We start from the raw sequence: 21,479 nt of genomic DNA on the forward strand, positions 1-21,479 counted from the left end.
ATGTGCTTCCGTCATCAGTGGCTTCGTGCTGATAAACAGCCAGAAACTAACGCAGGGAGTTATGCGACACCAGCCCAACGCTCTGAACATTGTTCTAACGGTAACCGAAAAACAGGCATAAGCCTCATTTTTTCGATGTTTCTGTGTTGAAATAGGGTTATAGCCTTATTAGAAACAAAAAAACACCGCGCTGATGCGGTATTTCGTGCTGTGTAACAACGCTAAAATTATTCGTTTGGTCACTCATTTTACTTTAACACAATTTAAACGAAAACAGCATTACCTCTGTCCAAAGAGAAACAGTAAATCCCTTCATTTTAAGAAAAAGTCTATTTAGAGGTCGCTTGGTGTTAGGTGTGAAAGCAAATGGATAGTATGATAATGCAAAATTACAAGCAGAGCATTGATGATTTGAGGAGTCTATGCGCTATTGGGGAAAATTATTAGGCCTTATCATCGGTAGTTTTGCGGGGATAGGTTTTTGGGGCATTGTTATTGGTGTTTTTCTCGGTCACCTCTACGATATGCAACGAAGTAAATTAGGAAGTGGTGGGCGCTATACTCGTGATAGACAAGCTTTTTTCTTTGCTGCAACCTTTCAAGTTTTAGGGCACCTAACCAAAGCCAAAGGGCGAGTGACTCAAACGGATATCACGCTTGCAACTGAGTTGATGGACAGGATGAATTTGCATGGGGTTGGTCGCCAAGCCGCGCAACAAGCTTTTAGAGAAGGTAAATCACCGGATTTTCCCTTAAGAGCAACATTGCAGCGTGTTCGACAGATTTGTGCAGGTCGTCGTGACTTGCTTCAGATGTTTCTGGAAATTCAGTTACAAGCGGCTTTTGCTGATGGTCAATTGCACCCAAACGAAAGAAAAATGTTGTTTATCATTATTGATGAGCTGGGTTTTTCTCGCGCACATTTCGAACATATATTAGCAATGATGCAGGCGGGGCAAAATTTTCATTATCAAAATGGAGCAGGGTATCAGCCTCAACATCAAGGCCCTACACTTTCTGACGCGTGTAAGGTGCTGGGGATTAATGAGAATGATGATGTTAAAACTATAAAGAGAGCTTATAGAAAATTAATGGGAGAACATCATCCTGATAAGTTGGTGGCAAAAGGTTTACCACCAGAAATGATGGAAATTGCAAAACAAAAAGCACAGTCTATACAAGTTGCTTACGATTTGATTAAAAAAGAAAAAGGATTTCGTTAACATCTTGTAAAAGAAGATGAGAAAAGAGAGAATTATTCCGTGATAGAGATAACTTAGCTTGAGTTGAGTTTATTATTTATCACGGTAAAATATAAGTGAAATTTAATTATTTCATTCTCTCTTCTCTTAAAAAAGGAACTCTATCCATGTCAAACGTCCGTGTTCTTGTTGGGGTTATAGGATTAGCGCTTTGCCTGCTCCTCGCTTCATTGAGTTCGGTGACTGTTTTAGCGTCATAAGGCACTAAAAATCGGCAAGGCATTCAAAATGTATCGGGGATCGGAAAGCAGGATGCGTAATAAATAATTCCTGAGCATGTAACTGCAGGCGAGGCGCCATCGCTCTTGCCTGTGGATGTGCATAAAAGCGATCCCCTAAAATAGGATGCCCCAACGCTAACATATGTACCCGTAATTGATGTGAACGTCCCGTAATGGGTGAGAGTTTCACTCTTGTTGCATTTTCTTCATATTCCAACACTTCATAAAAAGTTTGTGCCGCTTTCCCCGTTTCATGGCAGACCTTTTGTTTTGGTCGATTAGGCCAATCACAAATCAAAGGCAAATCTACCAATCCTTCTTCTTTCTCGATATGCCCCCATACTCGTGCAATATAGGTTTTTTTGGGTTCACGCTCACGAAATTGACGCTTTAGTTCACGCTCGGCATCTTTGTTTAGTGCAACAACCATGACGCCACTGGTTGCCATATCTAAACGATGAACACATTCGGCATGAGGAAAATCAGTTTTAATACGCGACATAATGCTGTCGTTATGCTCTGGTGCTTTACCCGGTACAGACAGTAACCCACTGGGTTTATTGACGGCAATAATATGCTCATCTTGATACAAAACATGTAACCAAGGATCAGTAGGCGGGTTATAAACTTCCATCATGGTGGATATCTCATCAAAACAACGGGGAGTAAAAAACTCCCCGCTTTAAAAGTGTTTATTGGTGGGTAACAACAATTAAACGAATTGAATCTAAACGCCATGTTGCTTCATCTAAATGATTCAGAATATGGGTACGTTCATTTTCAATCGCTTCAACTTCATCATCACGAATATTTGGGTTAACCGCTCGTAAGGCTTCTAAACGCGATAATTCATGCGTTAATACGCGATCCGCTTCTTCTTTCGCTTTTTGAATAAGGCCTTTTGCTTCAACTTCCATTAAAGGCTCAGATGATTTTAGTACGTGGTGTACTTCACTTTGAACCGCATTAACAAGCTTACTAGACGTATGGCGATTAACCGCGTTTAATTGGCGGTTGAAACTTTCAAATTCAACTTGAGAAGCGAGGTTATTGCCTTTTAAATCAAGTAATAAACGCACAGGTGTTGCAGGTAAGAAACGGCTTAAGTGGAGATGTTTAGGCGCTTGAGCTTCTACCACATAAATCAGTTCAACAAGTAGAGTACCAACAGGTAATGCTTTATTTTTTAATAAAGAAACGGCACAACTACCTGTATCGCCTGAAAGGATTAAATCTAAGCCATTACGGATAATGGGGTGTTCCCAACTAATAAATTGGGTATCTTCACGAGAGAGCGCTTGCTCTCTATCAAATGTAATAGTGCAACCATCTTGTGGTAAACCCGGAAAATCAGGGACTAACATATGATCTGATGGTGTTAAGATAATTAAACTATCACTACGATCTTCTTGATTAATTCCTACGATATCGAATAAATTTAGCGCAAAGTTAACCAATTCAGGATCATTATCTTGAGCGGCGATTTGTCCTGCTAATTCAACCCCTTCTTCGCCACCGTTAGAATGCATTTCTAATAGGCGGTCACGGCCTTGTTCAAGTTTACTTTTCATTTCATCATGCTGTTTACGGCAATCAGTAATAAACTCATCAAAGTCTGCTAATTCGTTAGGTTGAGCAAGATAATTAACTAATGCATTATATTTATTGTCATAAATCGTACGCCCTGTTGGGCAAGTATGCTCAAATGCATCTAAGCCTTCATGATACCAACGCAACAATACTGATTGTGCAGTGCCTTCAAGATAAGGAATGCTGATATCAATATCACGGTTTTGGCCAATACGATCAAGACGACCAATACGTTGTTCTAATAAATCAGGGTTAAACGGCAAATCAAACATAACCAGTTGGTTTGCAAACTGGAAGTTACGTCCTTCTGAGCCGATTTCAGAACACAATAGAACTTGTGCGCCTTCTTCTTCGGACGCGAAATAAGCGGCAGCGCGATCGCGTTCAAGTAAAGACATTCCTTCATGGAAGACCGCCGCACGAATCGCTTCACGCTCGCGTAAAACTTGCTCTAATTGCAATGCAGTTGCCGCTTGTGCACAAATAACCAGAACTTTTTCATTGCGATTTGCAGTTAAGAAACCGAGCAACCATTCAACACGAGGATCAAAGTTCCACCATGTGGCGTTTTCGCCTTCAAACTCTTGGTAAATACGTTCTGGATAGAGCATCTCTTTAGCACGAACTTCGAGACTCTTTTTCGCTGCCATAATTTCGGCAACTTTAATCGCTGTTTGATATTGTGTTGGCAGGGGCATTTTAATCGCATGAAGTAAGCGATTAGGGAAACCTTTGACGCCAGAGCGCGTATTACGGAATAACAAACGGCCTGTACCGTGTCTATCCATCAACATATGGATAAGTTCTTGACGAGACTTAGTGCGTTCATCACCTTGAGTATTTGCCGCTTTCAGTAATGGTTCAACATCTTGCTCGCTGATCATTTCGCTGATGATATTTTGTTGTTCGGTATTTAAATCATCTTCTGATAGCAAAATAGTGACGGCATCCGCAACAGGGCGGTATTTTTGTTGCTCATTGATAAATTCGTTGTAGTCATGGAAACGACTCGGATCAAGCAGACGTAAACGCGCAAAGTGGCTTTCTTGGCCAAGTTGTTCAGGGGTTGCTGTTAAGAGCAATACAGAGGGAACTGATTCTGCTAACTCTTCAATAACTTGATATTCACGGCTTGGTGCATCTTCACTCCACACAAGGTGGTGAGCTTCATCGACAACTAACATGTCCCATGTTGCTTCAACAAGATGTTCAAAACGTTGCTTATTTTTACGCACAAAATCTAAAGAGCAGATGATCATTTGTTCTGTTTCAAATGGGTTATCGCTATCTAATGATGATTCGCTATAACGGCTATCATCAAACAGTGAAAAACGCAGATTGAAACGGCGTAACATTTCAACTAACCATTGATGTTGTAAGCTTTCAGGTACGATAATTAAGACTCGTTCAGCACGACCATCCATTAACTGCTGGTGGATAATCATACCCGCTTCAATGGTTTTACCTAATCCCACTTCATCAGCTAATAAAACGCGAGGGTTATGACGTTTACCCACTTCATTGGCGATGTAAAGCTGATGAGGAATAAGGCTTGCTCTAATACCACGCAAACCGCTTTGTGCCTGTTTAAATTGCTCGCTCATAAATTTACGCGCGCGATAACGCAGAGCAAAACGATCCATCCGATCTATTTGACCAGCAAAAAGACGATCTTGGGGTTTATTGAAAGTGAGTTTGTTATCTAAGAACACTTCACGCAATAGTGCAGGTTCTTCGGTATCTAAACGGACACCATGGTAAATCAATAAGCCATTATCTTCTTCAACGTTATCGATGGCGAGTTTCCAGCCTTCGTGACTGGTGACGGTATCTCCAGCATTGAACATCACCCGCGTTATTGGTGCATCATGACGGGAGTAAAGGCGGTTTTCGCCACAGGCAGGAAAAAGTAAGGTAACCATGCGGACATCAACTGCCACGACAGTACCCAGTCCAAGCTCGCTTTCAGTATCGCTAATCCAACGTTGACCAAGAGTAAAAGGCATATATATAAACTCAGCTCTCAAATATATAATTAGGAATTATTAATGAATGCAGTATTGCGGTGTTGTCATTAAAATCGACGGGATAAGAAGTGTCTTTTCTTGAAATAAAGAAAAGCTAATTATCACCAAAGGGGCGTTATGTTAATAGATGCAAAGCAAACCGTCACCTGCAAAATGACACATCTTAAAATGAAAGCGTCATTTGCCCATTTAACAAGGTCGAAAAATCATCTTGTATAAAGGGTAGGATAGCATCTGCAATCGGCATTAACTGCTTATTGATATAGTGTTCGTAATCAGGTGCAGTGGTAATGTGCTCTAATGGTTCAGGCCCCAAGAGGGTAATTATATAACTAATCCAACCGCCTTGCTGATATTGTTGAGGTCTATTTTGGGATAAATTATATTCATCTGCCTTACGTGCTGCTTTGACATGAGGGGGGACATGGTGCTGATATTCAGATAATTTTCGGCGTAATCGCTTACGATAGACTAATCTGTCATCATATTTTCCAGTCAGAGTATTGGCAACATAATCACGAATAAATTGTTGATAAGGTTGTTGATGAAAAATACGGGTATAGAGCTCTTGCTGGAATTTTTGAGCGAGGGGTGTCCAATCTGTTCTAACGGTTTCTAATCCTTTAAATACCATTTTATCGTTACTTAATCCGGCATAACGTTTTTTGCTGCCTGTTTCCATACCTCGGATAGTTGGCATTAAAAAACGGCGATAATGTGTTTCATATTCCAGTTCTAATTTACAATCAAGTTGATAAGTTTCAAGAAGGTACGCTTTCCACCATTGGTTAACTTCTTGTACTAATTGATGCCCAATATTTTGTGCTTGTTGCTCTGTGTGGGGTGATTTCAGCCAAACAAAGGTAGAATCTGTATCGCCATAAATAACTTGGTAGCCTTTAGCTTCAATTAATGTTCGTGTTCTTTTCATAATTTCATGACCCCGTAAGGTAATTGAAGAGGCAAGGCGAGGATCAAAAAAGCGACAGCCCACAGAGCCTAAAACACCATAAAAAGCGTTCATAATAATTTTGAGAGCTTGAGAGAGTGGGGCATTTTTATGTAATTTTGCGTTATCTCTTTCATGCCAAATTTGCGACACAATAGCGGGTAAGCAGTGCAGTTCCCGTGAAAATCGAGCTTGGCGAAACCCAGGGATCGCAAGTTTTTCATCAGGCTGATGTGTTCCTTCAATCATGCCTACGGGATCAATTAAAAAAGTACGAATAATAGAGGGATAAAGGCTTTTGTAATCAAGCACTATGACTGAGTCATATAAACCAGGTGCAGAATCCATAACAAAGCCGCCAGGACTATGCTCTTCTGGTTTTTCGCCTTGATTAGGTGCAACGTAGCCAATGCGGTGCATTGATGGAAGGTAAAGGTGCGTAAAAGCAGCCACAGAACCTCCGCTTCTATCAACAGAAAGCCCCGTTACACAGGCTCTTTCTAATAAGAATGCCATAAGAGATGTCGTATCAAAAATACGGTTTACTAAGACACAATCTTGCCAGTTATAATAGGCCAATGCAGGCTTATCTTCTTTAAAACGTCGATTAATTTCATCCATTCTAGCATAAGGTGTATCAATAGCTTTACCTTCACCTAACAGTGTTTGCGCGACTGACTCTAGGCTAAATGAGGGAAAGTTCCATGTTGCCATTTTCAGGGCATCAATACCGTCAATTATTAAACGGCCTTGTGCTGAGGCAAAAAAGTGGCCTTTTTTAAATCCATGTTCTCGCCACTCTAACGGACTGTTTTGGCGACCTAACAATAAGCTAATGCCATAACGTTGGGCATGAGTATGTAAAATCCGTAAATCAAATTGAATTAAATTCCAGCCGATAATGGCGTCAGGATCGTAATGTTGTATCCACTCATTCAGTTTTTCAATTAGACGTGAGCGGCTGCTGACATAACATAGTCGATAGCCTTCGGGCTGTTGGCTTTCATTTTCTGCGGGTAAATCATCAGTGAGCATAAACACGACATTATCGCCACACCCCGCAAGACCTATAGAGTAGAGCTCACCAAATTCGCTGGTTTCGATATCTAAAGATACTGCTCGGAGTGTCGGGCGATAATCGGGTGCGGGTTTTAACGTAACGGTATTATTTTGTTGATAACGAAACCAAATAGGCGCTGTGATAAAACGCTCCATCATATAACGTTCATGAGGGCGGATATCCGCTTCATAAAGGCGAATGTGATGTTCTTTAAGTTGCTGTTCAAGTTGGACTAGTTGGCGATACTGTTTACAGTAAATCCCAAAAACGGGTTGCCGTTCAAAGTCTTTTAAATCCAGAGGGCGAATTTCAATATCACGATTTTTGCTTACGAGTGAACGTAAAATAGTTTCATGCTGACGAGCAACAAAACCAATAGCCTGTTGCAAAGGAACCGTGATTTTACGAGGGCCATTTTCTGTAGCCAACCAATAAGAGACGACAATTCCTTTCGGTGTATCGCTCCAGTGGCGGGTAAGAATAAAGCCTTGTTCTGTATGACCCATCATGAATGCCTAATAAACATCAAAAATTCGCTAAAGATGTTTTTATTATAGTCAAAATAGTGGTTATTTATACAGTTAATTTTGGTCGTAATTAATTAAAAGGAATACCCAAAATAAGTGATTGATCCACTTCACCCTTTATTAAAGATTGAGTATTTCCATCGTACACAATCGTACCGTTATCAATCACAATCGCTCTTGATGCAATTTTGACAGCATCTTCCAAGCTATGTGAAACCATCAGTAAGGTCAGTTCTTTTTCATCACAAAGTTGTTCTAGTAATGCCAACATTTCAATTCGTAAAGCGGGATCAAGAGCCGAAAAAGGCTCATCAAGTAAGAGAATGGGCTGTTCTCGTACAAGGCAGCGAGCAATTGCAACACGTTGGCGTTGTCCCCCTGATAATTGAGAGGGCAAGCGTTCAAGATATTCACTTAAAGAGACTTGCTTGGCTCGATTTTCTAATAATGTTTTTTGCGTATCCGTCAATTTTAAGCCGGGATCTAACCCTAAACCTATATTTTGCCGAACTGTTAAATGAGGGAAAAGATTATTATCTTGAAATAACATGGAGATAGGTCGTTTAGCAGGGACGGTTTTAGTATGGTTACGCCCATTGAGAAAAAGTGTTCCTTTTTCTGAAGGTAAAAAGCCAGCAATTAAACTGAGTAATGTGCTTTTTCCTGCTCCACTGGGGCCTAATACCGCGATTCGTTCACCCGCCGTGATTGTTAAATTAAACACAAGGTGTTGGTGCTCATAGGTGTAAGCAAGATGCTCTAATTTAATCATGAGATTTTCCTGCCAAACGTTCTATTAGGCTAAAAAGAGAGAAACAAAGTAGCAATAAGATCATGGCTGTCACAGCACCGTCTTGTGTGTGATAAGCCCCAATTTGTTGATAAAGATAGAAAGGTAATGTTCTAAAGGTTTCATTACCAAACAGCGCAACAATACCAAAGTCACCAATAGAAATAACACAAGCAAAGGCAAGCGCTTGTGAAATGGGTTTTCTTAATGCACGCAGCTCTATCCAACGGAGTCGATTAAAGCCTTGTACATTAAGAGACTGACATAAAAGACCATAACGTGAAGCAATATCATTCATTGGATTTTCGAGTACTTTTAATGCATAAGGAATGGCAATTAATGCGTTGGTTAAAATGACTAAGATATACGGTGATTCGGGTAATCCAATCGTATTATTTAATAACAAGAAAAAACCCGTTGCCAACACAATGCCCGGCATTGCTAAAATAATCAAACCACTCATTTCCATGGCGTGTCCTGCTTTTTTAAAATGGCGTAAGCGAAGTTCTCGACTACTCCAGAGCAGCATCATGGTTAAGACAACACAAACAACGCCCGCCCCCACGGCAATAATCAGCGACGTTGTAAAAGCTTGCCAAAGTATGGGTTGTTGTATAACACGTATAAATTGGCTATTAAGCCCATCGGTTATTACCGCTAAAATCGGAGGAACTAAAAAGAGGATCGCAAGAATAATCGCCAGAATATCAGTAATTTTACTGTGTAAGGGGTCATTAGGATCACGCCAATAGGATTGTTGGTTATCACCAACAAACAGGGTGCCTTTAAGTTTTTGACTGATGAGTACCAAACCTAAACAACAAAAAAGCTGAATAAGTGCCAAAAGGGCTGCGCGATGTAAATCGTAGTCATAACTTAATGCTTGATAAATCGCGAGCTCAACCGTTGTTGCCGCAGGGCCTCCACCTAATGCCAGTACAGTGGCAAAACTTGCAAAGCAGAGCATAAAAATCAGTGATGCTGTGGGAAGCATTTGTCGCCATAGATAGGGAAACTCAAGAAAGCGAAAACGTTGCCAGCCATTCATGCCTAATTGTGAGGCTAATTGACGTTGTTCAGATGAAATACTTTCAAGTGCTTGCAATAACATTCGGGTTGCCAATGGCATATTAAAAAAGATATGCGCTAATAAAATGCCTTGCAAACCGTAAGGGGTAAATTGGTAATCAATGCCTAACCACTCACAAATTTGAGCAATCCAACCTACTCTTCCATAAACCGTTAAAATACCAAAAAGTGCCACTAAAACCGGTAATACAAGGCTCATAGCACATAAACGTAAGAAGAGTGTTCGCCCTTTAAATTGACGTCGATAAAGCGCTTTTGCGAGCCAAATAGCAGGTAATATTGAAAATAGTGCAGATAAAAAAGCTTGCCAAAATGTAAAGCGAACAACATGCCATAAATATTCATCAGCAAAAATAGAAGATAGCTCACCACTTGGCGCATTAAACCACAATGCGCCAAATGACAATAACGCCACAATAAGCAGTAAACCCGAGGCACATAGCCCCGGAATAAGCCATCTTCCCATTAGCGACTTACCGCAGATTGCCAATTACGCGTCCATGTTTGGCGCTCTTTAGCAACAATATCGGCATCAAATTGTAATGATTTTTCTGGTTTTGGCATCACCGAATAGACTTCGGGTAATGGCATATTTATTACAGGATACATCCAATTGGTTGTAGGAATAGTTTCTTGAAAAGCCGGGGTCAGCATAAATTGCATAAACTGCTGGGCTAATTCAGGTTGTTTGCTTGATTTGAGTTTTGCAGCTACTTCGACTTGTAGATAGTGCCCTTCTGTGAAAATAGCGGCGGCGTAGTTATCTTTTTTATCCGCTAAAATATGATAACCCGGTGATGAGGTATAACTGAGTACAAAATCACCTTCACCTTTTAAGAATAACCCATAAGACTCACTCCAACCTTTGGTCACGGTCAGGGTTTTTTCAGACAGTTTCTTCCATTGTGTTGCGGTATTTTCAGGATAAAGCGATTGCATCCATAACATTAAACCTAGGCCCGGTGTGCTGGTACGAGGATCTTGATACAGAATTTTCCATTTTTCTTGACTATTTAGCAGTTCATCCATGCTTTTGGGCGGATTTGCAATACGGTTTTTATCATAAATAAAAGCGAAATAACCGTAGTCATAAGGAACAAAGGTATCGTCAGTCCATTTTTCAGGTAAAGCGAGTGTTGATGTATCAATGTTACTGGGTGCAAACAGCCCCGTATCCTTAGCTGCATGAATAAGATTATTATCTAATCCTAAAATTATATCCGCTTTACTTTTATTCCCTTCCATACGTAAGCGATTAAGCAAAGAAACACCATCAGAAAGCGCAACAAGTTTTAATTCACAATCACACTGTTGTTCAAATGCATTTTTAATTGCAGGTCCTGGGCCCCAATCTGCAGTAAAAGAGTCATAAGTATAAATAGTCAGTGTGGGTTTTTGTGTTTCGGCTTGTGCTGAAAAAGTGCTGATAACACCCAAAGCACCCAAAAGGAAAGTAAATCGAAATGATTGAATTAACACGGTTAGTTCCTCAGTAAGAAGTCAAGAAGGATCTGAGGAGTGAGGTGCGCAAATCATGAAATATTGCGACATCCTGACTCAAATCCCTACGCCAGTATTAGCTGGATCAGGTTCCACGAGTTTTTCTCAGCCTAAAAAGGCACCCCGTTGAGACTTTCCCATTGTAGATAAATCTATGCGTTGTGCAAAGTCTGTTGATAGAGGTTTACCGTCTGTGAGTAGTATGAAACAATAAGTTATCTTTCAAATTTGGTTATTGAGGTAGTCTAGTGATCGATGATGATGGCTACCGCCCGAATGTAGGGATTGTAATTTGTAATCGGCAAGGGCAAGTGCTTTGGGCTCGTCGCTATGGGCAACATTCATGGCAGTTTCCTCAAGGAGGAATTAACCCTGGAGAATCGCCAGAGCAGGCAATGTACCGAGAGTTGTTCGAAGAAGTTGGGTTAAGTCGCAAGGATGTTAAAATTCTTGCCTCCACACGTAACTGGTTACGTTACAAGTTACCTAAGCGTTTGGTGCGTTGGGACACAAAACCTGTTTGTATTGGACAAAAACAGCGTTGGTTCCTTTTGCAGTTAACAAGTCATGATAAGGACATTAACGTTCAACAAAGCAAAACGCCAGAATTTGATGGTTGGCGTTGGGTGAGTTATTGGTATCCCGTTCGACAAGTCGTCTCTTTTAAACGTGATGTTTATCGGCGTGTAATGAAAGAGTTCGCACCAGTAGTCATGCCATTGCAAGAACAAGTGTCTTTACCTCGTCCATCGTATGGATATCGGCGTAAAAGGTATTAGATAACACTATGCTGACACGTTTGCGAGAAATTGTAGAAAAAGTGGCTATGGCAGCAGGGCTTCCAGAAGCACTTGAACTCTTAGTCAAGGAAACGTGTCAGGCAATGCACACGGATGTGTGTTCTATTTATCTTGCCGATAAACAGCGTAGTTGCTTTTATCTTATGGCGACAAAAGGGCTGAAAAAACCGAGAGGACGCGCCGTTAGCCTTTCATTTGATGAAGGCGTTGTTGGTGAAGTGGGGCGTCTTTCAGAGCTTATCAACTTAGCTGATATTCGTGAACACCCTAGTTTTAAATACCTCCCTCAAGTCAAAGAAGATGATCTTCGTGCGTTTCTTGGTGTCCCTATTGTTTATCGTCGCCAACTTCTTGGTGTCTTAGTTGTTCAACAAAAAGAACGTCGCTTATTTAACGAAAGCGAAGAATCTTTTATGGTGACGCTGGCGACACAATTAGGCGCTACATTATCGCAGGTACAAACTAAAGGGCTTTTTGGACAATATCGGCAAAGTCGTATTAAAGCACTTTCAGTTTCTACTGGTGTAGTAATGGCTTATGGCTGGCAGGAAGTCTCTCAGCCTATTCTTGAAAATGTGTTTAAAGCCAGTGCGCTTGATATTAAGGCGGAATTAAATCGGCTTACTATCGCGTTAGAAGACGCCACCGCAGAATGCCGTCGTTTTAGTAAACGTTTTATGGCGAATGCACAAAAAGAGAGTGCAGCCATTTTTGATCTCTATTCCCATTTACTCAATGATCCACAGCTCAAACATAAAATGACAGCAATTATCACGCAAGGTTATGTTGCTGAATGGGCGATAAAAGTGGTAGTTGAGAAGGTCTCTGCACAGTTTTTGAGTCTTAAAGACGGTTATATGCGAGAAAGAGCATCCGACCTTAAGGCATTAGGGCGGCGCTTATTATTTCATTTAGATAATGATATAAGCTCAACTAATATTTGGCCTGAGCGCTTTATTTTGGTCGCAGATGAATTAAGTGCAAGTCTATTAGCAGAATTACCTGAACAACAACTTGCAGGTGTGATTGTTCGAGACGGCGCAACTCACTCACATTCTGCCATTCTTGTTAGAGCGATGGGAATTCCTGCGATTATGGGGGCGGATATTCAACCTGAGCTTTTACATAATCGTATGCTTATTCTTGATGGTTACCGCGGTGAAATATTTATTGAACCAGAGCCATTCATTACTCAAGAATATAAACAGATCATTGATGAAGAAAGTGTATTAAGCCAGATCGCAGAAGAGCAACTTGAACAACAAGCGGTTTTAAAAAATGGCGAAGCAGTTAGCGTTCAGCTAAATGCGGGATTAAATATTAAATATGAACAACGCATTAGCGTCGGTATTGACGGTGTGGGTTTATATCGAACAGAAATCCCTTTTATGCTACAAAGCGGTTTTCCATCAGAAGATGAACAAAAAAATCGCTACCGTGAAATTCTCTCTTTTTTTCCTAATAAACCAGTTGTGTTGCGTGCTTTAGATATTGGTGCAGATAAACAACTTCCTTATATGCCAATTAATGAGGAAAATCCTTGCTTAGGATGGCGAGGAATAAGAATATTGCTTGATCAACCTGAAATATTCCTTATTCAGCTACGCGCAATGCTAAAAGCAAATCTCGAATTTAAAAATTTGAAAATATTGTTGCCGATGGTGACAAGTATTGATGAAATTGATGAAGCGAGAATATTGCTATTACGTGCATGTGATGAAGTGAGTCGAGAGTTAACATGTGAATGTGTTCCTCCACCGCTAGGGATTATGCTTGAAGTCCCTTCGTTGGTGTTTATGCTGTCACAATTAGCCAATCGGGTTGATTTTATCTCTATTGGAACAAACGATTTAACTCAATATTTGCTTGCAGTCGATCGTAATAATACCCATGTCGCATCACTCTATGATAATTTGCATCCTGCGTTATTGCGTGCACTGAGTTTGATTGCGACACAATGCCAATATTATCAGTTACCCATCAGTGTTTGTGGCGAAATGGCGGGAACACCTATAGGGGCATTGCTGTTAATAGGGCTCGGTTTTAGGCAGTTAAGCATGAGTGGACGTAGTTTACCTAGGGTAAAATACTTATTACGCCATCTTGATCCTGTGGTGTTACAGCCTTTTATGCAACACGTGTTGCAAGCTGAAACAGCAACAGAAATCAAAAAATTGTCTTCTGAATTTATGGAACGGCAAGGATTAGGTGGATTAATTCGCGGAGGTATCTAGCATACTTACGTATAAGCCTTTTTTGTGTTGGTGATAAATAACAAACACAGAAATTATTGATTAAATGAAGTAGGGAATAATGAGTATAAGCTACCTTAAATTTCCAGAGATTGATCCCGTTATGTTCTCTATCGGGCCAGTGTCATTACACTGGTACGGTATGATGTATTTAGTTGGGTTTGTCTTTGCCTTATGGCTGGCAAATCGACGCGCCGCAAAGCCGAATAGTGGTTGGAATAAAAATGAAGTTGAAACATTACTTTATGTTGGCTTTGTTGGTGTATTTATCGGTGGTCGCTTAGGTTATGTTTTATTCTATAATCTGCCTGTCTTTTTAAATGATCCTCTTTACCTCTTTAAAGTGTGGGATGGTGGCATGTCATTCCATGGTGGTTTAATTGGGGTTATTTGTGCCATGATTTGGTTTGCGAAACGCACTAAACGTAAATTTTTCCAAGTGGCTGATTTTGTGGCTCCGTTAATTCCATTTGGTTTAGGTTTAGGTCGTATTGGTAACTTTATTAATGGCGAATTATGGGGGCGCGTCACGTTAGATACACCTTGGGCCTTCTTATTTCCAAACTCTCGTTCTGAAGATCTTCAACTTGTTGCTCAAGATCCATCGACATTATTGCCTATTATTCAAGAGTATGGGGTTTTACCTCGTCACCCCTCACAGCTCTATGAAATGCTGTTAGAAGGTGTGGTGTTATTTATTATCCTCAATATTTTTGTACGCAAAAATCGCCCAGTAGGGAGTGTTTCGGGGCTTTTCCTTATTGGTTATGGTGCTTTCCGTATTATTGTTGAATTCTTCCGTCAACCTGATGCGCAATTAGGGTTGTTTAGTGGTGTCAGTATGGGACAATTATTATCAGTTCCGATGATTTTGTTAGGTGTTATTTTTATGGTCTGGGCTTATCGTCAAGACAAAAAAACACCACAAAACCCAACACCTGCTCACAAATAGTGTGAGATAAATTTTTTACGATTAGTTAATTAACAAGAGAGACAACATGAAGCAGTATCTGGCATTGTGTCAACGCATTATCGATAAAGGGGAATGGATTGATAATAAACGGACAGGAACCCGTTGTTTAACGGTCATTAATGCTGATCTGGAATATGATGTTGCTAATAACCAATTTCCGCTGATCACAACACGAAAAAGCTTCTATAAAGCTGCCATTGCAGAATTGCTAGGGTATTTGCGAGGCTATGATAATGCTGAACAATTTCGTGAAATTGGTTGTAATACATGGAATGCCAATGCAAATGAAAATAGTGCATGGCTAAACAATCCTCATCGTAAAGGTGAAGACGATATGGGGCGTGTTTATGGTGTTCAAGGACGCCAATGGCAACGCCCTGACGGTTCTCATTTTGATCAACTGCGTAAAGTGGTGGATAACCTGACTAAAGGTCTTGATGATCGTGGTGAAATCGTCACGTTTTACAATCCAGGCGAAACGGAGCTAGGTTGTTTACGCCCTTGTATGCATACACACACATTTTCACTTGTTGGCGATACGCTGTATTTAACCTCTTATCAGCGCAGTTGTGATGTGCCATTAGGTTTGAATTTTAATCAAATTCAGTGTTTTGTTTTATTAGCGCTGGTGGCTCAAATTACAGGGCATAAGCCAGGTAAAGCATTTCATAAGATAATCAATGCGCATATCTATGAAAATCAATTACCTTTGATGCGAGATGTACAGTTAAAAAGAGAGCCATTACCGTTACCCACATTGCATATCAATCCAAAAATAAAAACATTGGAAGATATTGAAACATGGGTAACAACAGATGATTTTACTGTTGAAGGCTATCAATGCCATGAAGCGATAAAATATCCATTTACAGTGTAATTTTTCCTTTGCTTTTAAAGCCCCTGTTTAGTCATAAACAGGGGCTTTTTATTGATTTTTAATTTTAAATTTAAAGTGTTATCGGTATTTATTAATCATAAATACGCTTTATTTTGTATTTGCTCTGAAAATATTGTTATTGCGTAATTGTTCGAGAAAAACGCTTATCTTTGTTTACCTTTAAGGTTGTAGTCTGCATGCTCAGTGCAGGATAAAAGGAGAAACAAATGAACAATAATAGGGAATTAAGCTTAAATAAGGCATTTCAGAAAAAAAGTGAACAAGGTGTTAGCTTACTCGAAATACTTATTGTGATGCTGATAGTATCTATTGTAAGTTATCTATCAATCTCTTCTTATCAACAGATTATCAAGCAACGCTATTTAATACAGAGTGTGCGAGAAACCATCGCCTTTCTTTCTTATCAGCGGCAGCAAGCGTTACTGTTTAATGTCAAAATTAAAATGGTATTTTTGCTATCACCTCATAATAAAATAATGGCAACGCCTCTTCATCCTTTGTCCATACAACAAGAAACTTTCTCATTAGTCTCAGGTATTCAACTTAAGCAATCGACGGTCTCAAATTTTACATTTGGTGGAATTCGCCAAACATTAAAACCCATGAATTTCATCCTTCAAAGTGAAGAAGGGGAAGTGAAAATTATTATTTCATCCTTAGGCAGAATAAGGGCATGTAGCCAGAAAATAAAGGTGTTTTCATCATGTTAAAACAATCTGTATTTTCTTTTTCATCAGGAATGATGTTGATGGAATGCCTTTTCGCTATCGTGATAAGTGGAATTTTATTTCTTTGTATCGGTCGAGCGTATCCCCAAATAACGAATACACTGATCCATTCCTATCAACAATATCAATTAGATATTTTTTTAAGAGAACGGCTATTGGTGCTAGAAACACAATTGAGGCGTATAGGCTATTGTTATGGTGATTGTGTTAATACGTTGAAGCCAAACGGCATGCAAGAGTCACCTCTAAAGATAGGGCAGTATCCTCATCAAGAAAAAAGCACCTGCATTATTTTTGCATACGATATAAACAGTAATGGTCGATGGGATTCACCTTCGTCAAAAGAGAGTGATTATTTTGGATATCGCCTTAAAAAGGGGCAATTAGAGCAATTAAGAGGTGTAAAAGATTGCGCCTCTTCAGGATGGCAACAATTTTTTGAAAATAACGAGATAGAGGTAACTGAATTTATTTTACAGCCTTATTCTAAAACGTATTTTGTAAAAAAAAATCCATATTTCTATCTTTCTATTTCGTTAAAATTCCATTTAAAACAAAAACCTGAAATAAAATCATATTATCAGAATATTATTCGTCTAAGGAATGTGACTGCATTATGAACAGTTATTTCACTCACCGGAACAGCGAACAAGGATTAGCGAGTATATTTGTGGTGGTAGGGTTTATCGGCATGAGTTTATCTGTGCTTGGACATTTTTCTTACTCTTACAGGCAATCTCAACAAATAGTGATGCAAGAATTACAGGCTAGGCAGGCTTTTTTATTTGCTGAATCTGCATTGCAATGGGGAATGACATTAAATTGGGATCTCTCTTCGATGCAATTAAATCAGTGGCAGTGTCGTACATTTATGGCTCAGCCAAGAATAAAAAGTTGTTTGTATGTGATATCGCAAGAAAAGGCTTTACTTCAGGGGCAAGGAAATAGCTTAAATGGACATAAAATATACCATTACCAATGGGTTCATTTTTCAAAAGATAAAAATAAAACAATAACAGCGTATCCCAACGGATGGATAGATTATTGTCCCTTAATACATAAGGAGTGTGCGCTATAGTAAATAATAAAAATAAATCAGAAACGGGTTCAATCTTACTTAATACAATGTTTGTATTACTATTTTTTAATATTAGTTTTGTCGCTATTATAGGGTATAGTCAATCATTAAAAGCTGACTTTCAGCGGTTAATTCAAATTCAACAAGCGGGACAGGAAATTTTTGTTCTATTTGAACAATTACCAGATAGATTATCTTCTCATTTTGCCGATAACCGGAAAATAATAACACATTTACGGCTGCAATCAGAAAAGTGTCAGCAAATAGAAGGTTATGTTGCGAATAATCTACTCCCAGCAATAAGCTTAGATTACTGGTCATGCTATCAATAAAATGAGGATCTGATGTTTCATATATATCACTCAAATCAATTGTCATTATTAAAGTCACTAATGGTGCACTTTATGCAGACCAGACCCCTTTCTTCACCTTTTGAACAAGAAGTCATTCTGGTTCAAAGCCCCGGAATGTCCCAATGGTTACAAATTCAACTGGCTGAAAATTTAGGGATTGCGGCTAATATTCGTTATCCATTACCAGCAACATTTATTTGGGAAATGTTTACTCGAGTGTTATCGGGCATACCTAAAGAAAGTGCCTTTTCTAAAGATGCGATGACATGGAAATTAATGGCATTGCTTCCTGAATTTTTATCTCATGAAGAATTTAAACCTTTATTACACTACCTTGATGATGATGACGATAAACGTAAATTACACCAATTAGCTGGGCGTGTTGCTGACTTATTCGACCAATATTTAGTGTATCGTTCAGATTGGCTGGCTTTATGGGAAAAAGATGAGCTAATTGAAGGGTTAAGTGAAAATCAACGTTGGCAAAAAATATTGTGGGTTGCATTGCAACAATACACCCAAGATCTCAACCAACCTCAATGGCATCGTTCTAATCTTTATCAACAATTTATTTCAACATTAAATGATGCAAAAGAAGGCGAGCTTCAGCACTGTTTTCCTCCTCGTATTTTTATTTGTGGTATTTCAGCGTTACCTCAAGTTTATTTGCAGGCGCTGCAAGCGATAGGGCGGCACACCGAGATCTATTTATTATTTACCAACCCTTGCCGTTACTATTGGGGAGATATTCAAGATCCTAAATTTCTTGCTCGCCTCAATAGCAGAAAACCGCGTCACTATAAGCAACTGCATGAGTCTCCTTGGTTTAAAGATGAAAAAAATGCCTCTTTGTTGTTTGATGAGGAAGGAGTGCAAAATATTGGTAATCCATTATTGGGATCATGGGGGAAGCTAGGTAAAGATAACCTTTATTTTCTATCAGAACTTGAATATATCGATGTGCTTGATGCCTTTGTTGATATTCCAAGAGATAACCTACTTCATCAACTGCAAGCTGATATTCTTGATTTAGAGGATTTTTCACAATTAGGTGCAACGTTCGAAACGTACAAAAACAGTGAAAATAAACGAATTATTTCACTTGATGATCATTCTCTGACTTTTCATGCAAGCCACAGTCCACAACGTGAAGTGGAAGTGTTACAAGATCAATTACTGCATTTATTAGAACAAGATCCTGAGCTATTACCACGCGATATTATTGTGATGGTTGCGGATATTGATAGCTACACACCTTATATCCAAGCTGTTTTTGGTAATGCTCCTTATGAACGTTATCTCCCTTTTGCTATTTCAGATAGAAAGGCACGTCAAGCACACCCAGTATTACAAGCTTTTATTACGTTACTCGATCTTCCACAAAGTCGTTTTACGGCTGAACAAGTTCTCGCTTTACTTGAAGTTCCTGCGTTAGCGGGGCATTTTTCTATTTTTGAAAATGAATTAAAACTGCTACGTCGCTGGGTTGATGAGTCGGGTATACGTTGGGGTTTAGATGATGAAAATGTGGCGTCATTTTTACTCCCCATCACAGGTAAAAATACATGGGAGTTTGGTTTACTTCGTATGTTACTGGGTTATGCAATGGAAAGTGAAAATGGCCCATGGAAAGGCGTACTTCCTTACGATGAATCCAGTGGTTTAGTCGCAGAGCTTGCTGGGCATTTAGCTGATTTTCTTTATACGTTAAGTGAATGGCGTACACGATTAAGTGAAACGCGCTCATTAGAAGCGTGGCTAGATGTTGGTCAACAATTAGTGGATGCCTTTTTTGAATCGGATGAAGAAACGGAACTTGTTTTAGCGCTGATTACCCAGCAATGGCAAAAAGTGATTGAAAATGGCTTAAAGGCACAGTATCAAAATGAAATTCCGTTAGTGCTTATTCGTGATGAACTCACAGTACGGTTTGATGATGAGAAAATCAGTCAGCGCTTTTTAGCAGGAAGCCTTAACTTTTGTACATTAATGCCTATGCGTTCAATCCCATTTAAAGCAGTATGCCTGCTAGGAATGAATGATGGTATTTACCCTCGTAATATTCAGCCTTTAGGTTTTGATTTAATGGCAGAAAAACGCCGGCGTGGTGATAGAAAACGTCGGGATGATGATCGCTATTTATTCCTTGAGGCACTCAGTTCGGCAGAAAAATACCTTTATATCAGTTATATCGGTAAATCAATACGAGATGATCGTGAATGTAACCCTTCTGTTTTGATCAAAGAGTTACAAGATTATATTGGGCAAAATTTCCGTTTACCCAATGACGAGCAACTCAATGTGGATGATAGTGCAATTCGTGTTAATCAGCATTTGTTAACACAACATAGCCGCGTTCCTTTTGCTCAAGAAAATTTCCAAGCTGAAGCCTCTTCTCGCTCTTATGCCTCAGAATGGCTACCTGCCGCGAGTGGTCAAGGCCAGGCACATCAACGTTTTACTGAATCACTGGATGATGATGAATCGGTAAAAAATGTCACTGTTGAGGCACTTTCACGATTTTATCGGCATCCTATTCGTGCTTTTTTCCAACAAAGATTAAAAACAAACTTTGTTATTGAAGAAACGGAATTACCAGAAGAAGAACCGTTTGTGATAAATGCGCTTCAGCGCTATCTATTGAATCAATGGTTATTAAAAGCATTGATTGAGCAAACATCAACAGAATCACTCTTCGAACGTATTAAAGCCGCAGGCCAACTTCCAGCAAGCGCATTTGGTCAAATTTATTGGGAACAACAAATAGAAGAGTTACTTCCTTTAGCTGAAAAGGTAAGAAGTGAACGATTAGCCACACATTCTGTCACATTAGAGCAAAGCTTTAGTGCAATGCCATTGATTGGTCGTTTAAATGAGGTACAAGCTGATGGTTTATTACGTTGGCGCCCTGCCAGTTTAACCGCAAATGACTTACTGCAACTTTGGATTGAGCATTTGGTTTATTGCTTAAAAGAAGGAACGGGTGAAAGTCGGTTTTATGGTAGAAAAGAGACTCAATGGTGCTTACTACCGGTTGATCCTGAGTTTGCTTATTCAACCTTAGATAACTTAATTAGCGATTATAAACAAGGGCTAAACAGCCCATTAGCGCTGTTTGCGAAAAGTGGCTGGGCTTGGTTGCAAGCTTGCTATGATAAAAAGACACAAACATTTTTACTTGATGACGAAGATACGCTTGAAAAAGCAGAGCTAGTGCTGATGCAACATTTAACAGATAGCTATAACCGAGATGGTGAAATGAGTGATATGTATGTTCAGCGTGCTTTCTCTCAATTAGACGAGCATTTTTTACAAACTGTAAAACAGACTGCATTAACAATATTTAAACCCATAATTCCATTTCTGAAAAAATAAGGGAGCT

Annotated in this window: 17 protein-coding genes and 1 riboswitch; of the genes, 10 read left to right on the plus strand and 7 right to left on the minus strand. The window is 39.5% G+C overall.

All coding sequences use genetic code 11. The features are described from left to right. The gene (locus INT04_RS10350) at positions 1 to 150 is read left to right on the plus strand and encodes a hypothetical protein (RefSeq protein ID WP_193016058.1); all 150 of its coding nucleotides are present in this window, start codon (positions 1 to 3) and stop codon (positions 148 to 150) included. 272 nt (positions 151 to 422) lie between these two features. Continuing rightward, positions 423 to 1,223 (plus strand): co-chaperone DjlA, encoded by an 801-nt coding sequence (gene djlA, locus INT04_RS10355; protein ID WP_193016059.1) that lies wholly within the window; start codon positions 423 to 425, stop codon positions 1,221 to 1,223. Positions 1,224 to 1,466: 243 nt separating this feature from the next. Here djlA and rluA read toward each other — a convergent pair whose 3' ends face one another. The 6 genes from rluA to thiB form a co-directional block, all read right to left on the minus strand. Further along, positions 1,467 to 2,120, minus strand: a complete 654-nt coding sequence (gene rluA, locus INT04_RS10360) for a bifunctional tRNA pseudouridine(32) synthase/23S rRNA pseudouridine(746) synthase RluA (protein WP_193016060.1) — start codon at positions 2,118 to 2,120, stop codon at positions 1,467 to 1,469. A gap of 55 nt (positions 2,121 to 2,175) precedes the next feature. After that, positions 2,176 to 5,079 (minus strand): RNA polymerase-associated protein RapA, encoded by a 2,904-nt coding sequence (rapA, locus tag INT04_RS10365; RefSeq protein ID WP_193016061.1) that lies wholly within the window; start codon positions 5,077 to 5,079, stop codon positions 2,176 to 2,178. Positions 5,080 to 5,263: 184 nt separating this feature from the next. Next, positions 5,264 to 7,618, minus strand: a complete 2,355-nt coding sequence (locus INT04_RS10370) for a DNA polymerase II (RefSeq protein ID WP_193016062.1) — start codon at positions 7,616 to 7,618, stop codon at positions 5,264 to 5,266. An 88-nt stretch (positions 7,619 to 7,706) separates the two neighbouring features. Beyond that, entirely contained in the window at positions 7,707 to 8,408 is a 702-nt protein-coding gene (gene thiQ / locus INT04_RS10375; RefSeq protein WP_193016063.1) for a thiamine ABC transporter ATP-binding protein ThiQ, read from the minus strand. Next, on the minus strand, positions 8,401 to 9,981 hold the full coding sequence (gene thiP, locus INT04_RS10380; protein ID WP_413465730.1) for a thiamine/thiamine pyrophosphate ABC transporter permease ThiP: 1,581 nt from the start codon (positions 9,979 to 9,981) through the stop codon (positions 8,401 to 8,403). Before thiP ends, thiQ begins: the two co-directional genes overlap by 8 nt. Further along, positions 9,981 to 10,994, minus strand: coding sequence for a thiamine ABC transporter substrate binding subunit (thiB, locus tag INT04_RS10385; protein ID WP_193016065.1), 1,014 nt, complete (start codon positions 10,992 to 10,994; stop codon positions 9,981 to 9,983). The genes thiP and thiB overlap by 1 nt, the downstream gene beginning before the upstream one ends. A 65-nt stretch (positions 10,995 to 11,059) precedes the next feature. Beyond that, a riboswitch (TPP riboswitch) is annotated at positions 11,060 to 11,151 on the minus strand. A 112-nt stretch (positions 11,152 to 11,263) separates the two neighbouring features. On the opposite strand from thiB, the gene rppH reads away from it, so the two are divergent. The 7 genes from rppH to INT04_RS10420 all read left to right on the plus strand — a co-directional run bounded on the left by rppH (position 11,264) and on the right by INT04_RS10420 (position 17,744). After that, positions 11,264 to 11,794 (plus strand): RNA pyrophosphohydrolase, encoded by a 531-nt coding sequence (gene rppH / locus INT04_RS10390; RefSeq protein WP_193016066.1) that lies wholly within the window; start codon positions 11,264 to 11,266, stop codon positions 11,792 to 11,794. A gap of 8 nt (positions 11,795 to 11,802) precedes the next feature. Beyond that, complete coding sequence (ptsP, locus tag INT04_RS10395; RefSeq protein WP_193016067.1) at positions 11,803 to 14,049, plus strand: phosphoenolpyruvate--protein phosphotransferase; 2,247 nt, start codon at positions 11,803 to 11,805, stop codon at positions 14,047 to 14,049. Positions 14,050 to 14,128: 79 nt separating this feature from the next. Beyond that, positions 14,129 to 15,019: a prolipoprotein diacylglyceryl transferase gene (lgt, locus tag INT04_RS10400; protein ID WP_193016068.1), complete on the plus strand. Its 891-nt coding sequence runs from the start codon at positions 14,129 to 14,131 to the stop codon at positions 15,017 to 15,019. 46 nt (positions 15,020 to 15,065) lie between these two features. Continuing rightward, on the plus strand, positions 15,066 to 15,917 hold the full coding sequence (locus INT04_RS10405; protein WP_193016069.1) for a thymidylate synthase: 852 nt from the start codon (positions 15,066 to 15,068) through the stop codon (positions 15,915 to 15,917). Between the two features lie 227 nt (positions 15,918 to 16,144). Next, positions 16,145 to 16,648 (plus strand): prepilin-type N-terminal cleavage/methylation domain-containing protein, encoded by a 504-nt coding sequence (locus tag INT04_RS10410; RefSeq protein ID WP_193016070.1) that lies wholly within the window; start codon positions 16,145 to 16,147, stop codon positions 16,646 to 16,648. Further along, the gene (locus tag INT04_RS10415) at positions 16,642 to 17,286 is read left to right on the plus strand and encodes a prepilin peptidase-dependent protein (protein WP_193016071.1); all 645 of its coding nucleotides are present in this window, start codon (positions 16,642 to 16,644) and stop codon (positions 17,284 to 17,286) included. Before INT04_RS10410 ends, INT04_RS10415 begins: the two co-directional genes overlap by 7 nt. Further along, positions 17,283 to 17,744: a DUF2509 family protein gene (locus tag INT04_RS10420; protein WP_193016072.1), complete on the plus strand. Its 462-nt coding sequence runs from the start codon at positions 17,283 to 17,285 to the stop codon at positions 17,742 to 17,744. The genes INT04_RS10415 and INT04_RS10420 overlap by 4 nt, the downstream gene beginning before the upstream one ends. Positions 17,745 to 17,831: 87 nt before the next feature. Here INT04_RS10420 and INT04_RS10425 read toward each other — a convergent pair whose 3' ends face one another. Next, a complete protein-coding gene (locus INT04_RS10425; protein WP_193016073.1) occupies positions 17,832 to 18,122 on the minus strand; it encodes a hypothetical protein in 291 nt (96 codons plus the stop codon). Here INT04_RS10425 and recC point away from each other — a divergent pair. Further along, positions 18,089 to 21,472 (plus strand): exodeoxyribonuclease V subunit gamma, encoded by a 3,384-nt coding sequence (gene recC, locus INT04_RS10430; protein WP_193016074.1) that lies wholly within the window; start codon positions 18,089 to 18,091, stop codon positions 21,470 to 21,472. The genes INT04_RS10425 and recC overlap by 34 nt on opposite strands. The last annotated feature ends 7 nt before the right edge of the window (positions 21,473 to 21,479 follow it).

The sequence above is a fragment of the Proteus sp. FME41 genome (assembly GCF_014897315.1).
GTDB lineage: Bacteria > Pseudomonadota > Gammaproteobacteria > Enterobacterales > Enterobacteriaceae > Proteus.

What these genes read in the sequence shown, in the direction of transcription:
- rapA (WP_193016061.1), bottom strand. Translation starts at nt 5,079, where the DNA reads ATGCCTTTTACTCTTGGTCAACGTTGGATTAGCGATACTGAAAGCGAG.
- recC (WP_193016074.1), top strand. Translation starts at nt 18,089, where the DNA reads ATGTTTCATATATATCACTCAAATCAATTGTCATTATTAAAGTCACTA.
- INT04_RS10370 (WP_193016062.1), bottom strand. Translation starts at nt 7,618, where the DNA reads ATGATGGGTCATACAGAACAAGGCTTTATTCTTACCCGCCACTGGAGC.
- INT04_RS10420 (WP_193016072.1), top strand. Translation starts at nt 17,283, where the DNA reads ATGAACAGTTATTTCACTCACCGGAACAGCGAACAAGGATTAGCGAGT.
- thiQ (WP_193016063.1), bottom strand. Translation starts at nt 8,408, where the DNA reads ATGATTAAATTAGAGCATCTTGCTTACACCTATGAGCACCAACACCTT.
- INT04_RS10425 (WP_193016073.1), bottom strand. Translation starts at nt 18,122, where the DNA reads ATGACAATTGATTTGAGTGATATATATGAAACATCAGATCCTCATTTT.
- INT04_RS10410 (WP_193016070.1), top strand. Translation starts at nt 16,145, where the DNA reads ATGAACAATAATAGGGAATTAAGCTTAAATAAGGCATTTCAGAAAAAA.
- lgt (WP_193016068.1), top strand. Translation starts at nt 14,129, where the DNA reads ATGAGTATAAGCTACCTTAAATTTCCAGAGATTGATCCCGTTATGTTC.
- djlA (WP_193016059.1), top strand. Translation starts at nt 423, where the DNA reads ATGCGCTATTGGGGAAAATTATTAGGCCTTATCATCGGTAGTTTTGCG.
- rluA (WP_193016060.1), bottom strand. Translation starts at nt 2,120, where the DNA reads ATGATGGAAGTTTATAACCCGCCTACTGATCCTTGGTTACATGTTTTG.
- INT04_RS10350 (WP_193016058.1), top strand. Translation starts at nt 1, where the DNA reads ATGTGCTTCCGTCATCAGTGGCTTCGTGCTGATAAACAGCCAGAAACT.
- ptsP (WP_193016067.1), top strand. Translation starts at nt 11,803, where the DNA reads ATGCTGACACGTTTGCGAGAAATTGTAGAAAAAGTGGCTATGGCAGCA.
- INT04_RS10415 (WP_193016071.1), top strand. Translation starts at nt 16,642, where the DNA reads ATGTTAAAACAATCTGTATTTTCTTTTTCATCAGGAATGATGTTGATG.
- thiP (WP_413465730.1), bottom strand. Translation starts at nt 9,981, where the DNA reads ATGGGAAGATGGCTTATTCCGGGGCTATGTGCCTCGGGTTTACTGCTT.
- INT04_RS10405 (WP_193016069.1), top strand. Translation starts at nt 15,066, where the DNA reads ATGAAGCAGTATCTGGCATTGTGTCAACGCATTATCGATAAAGGGGAA.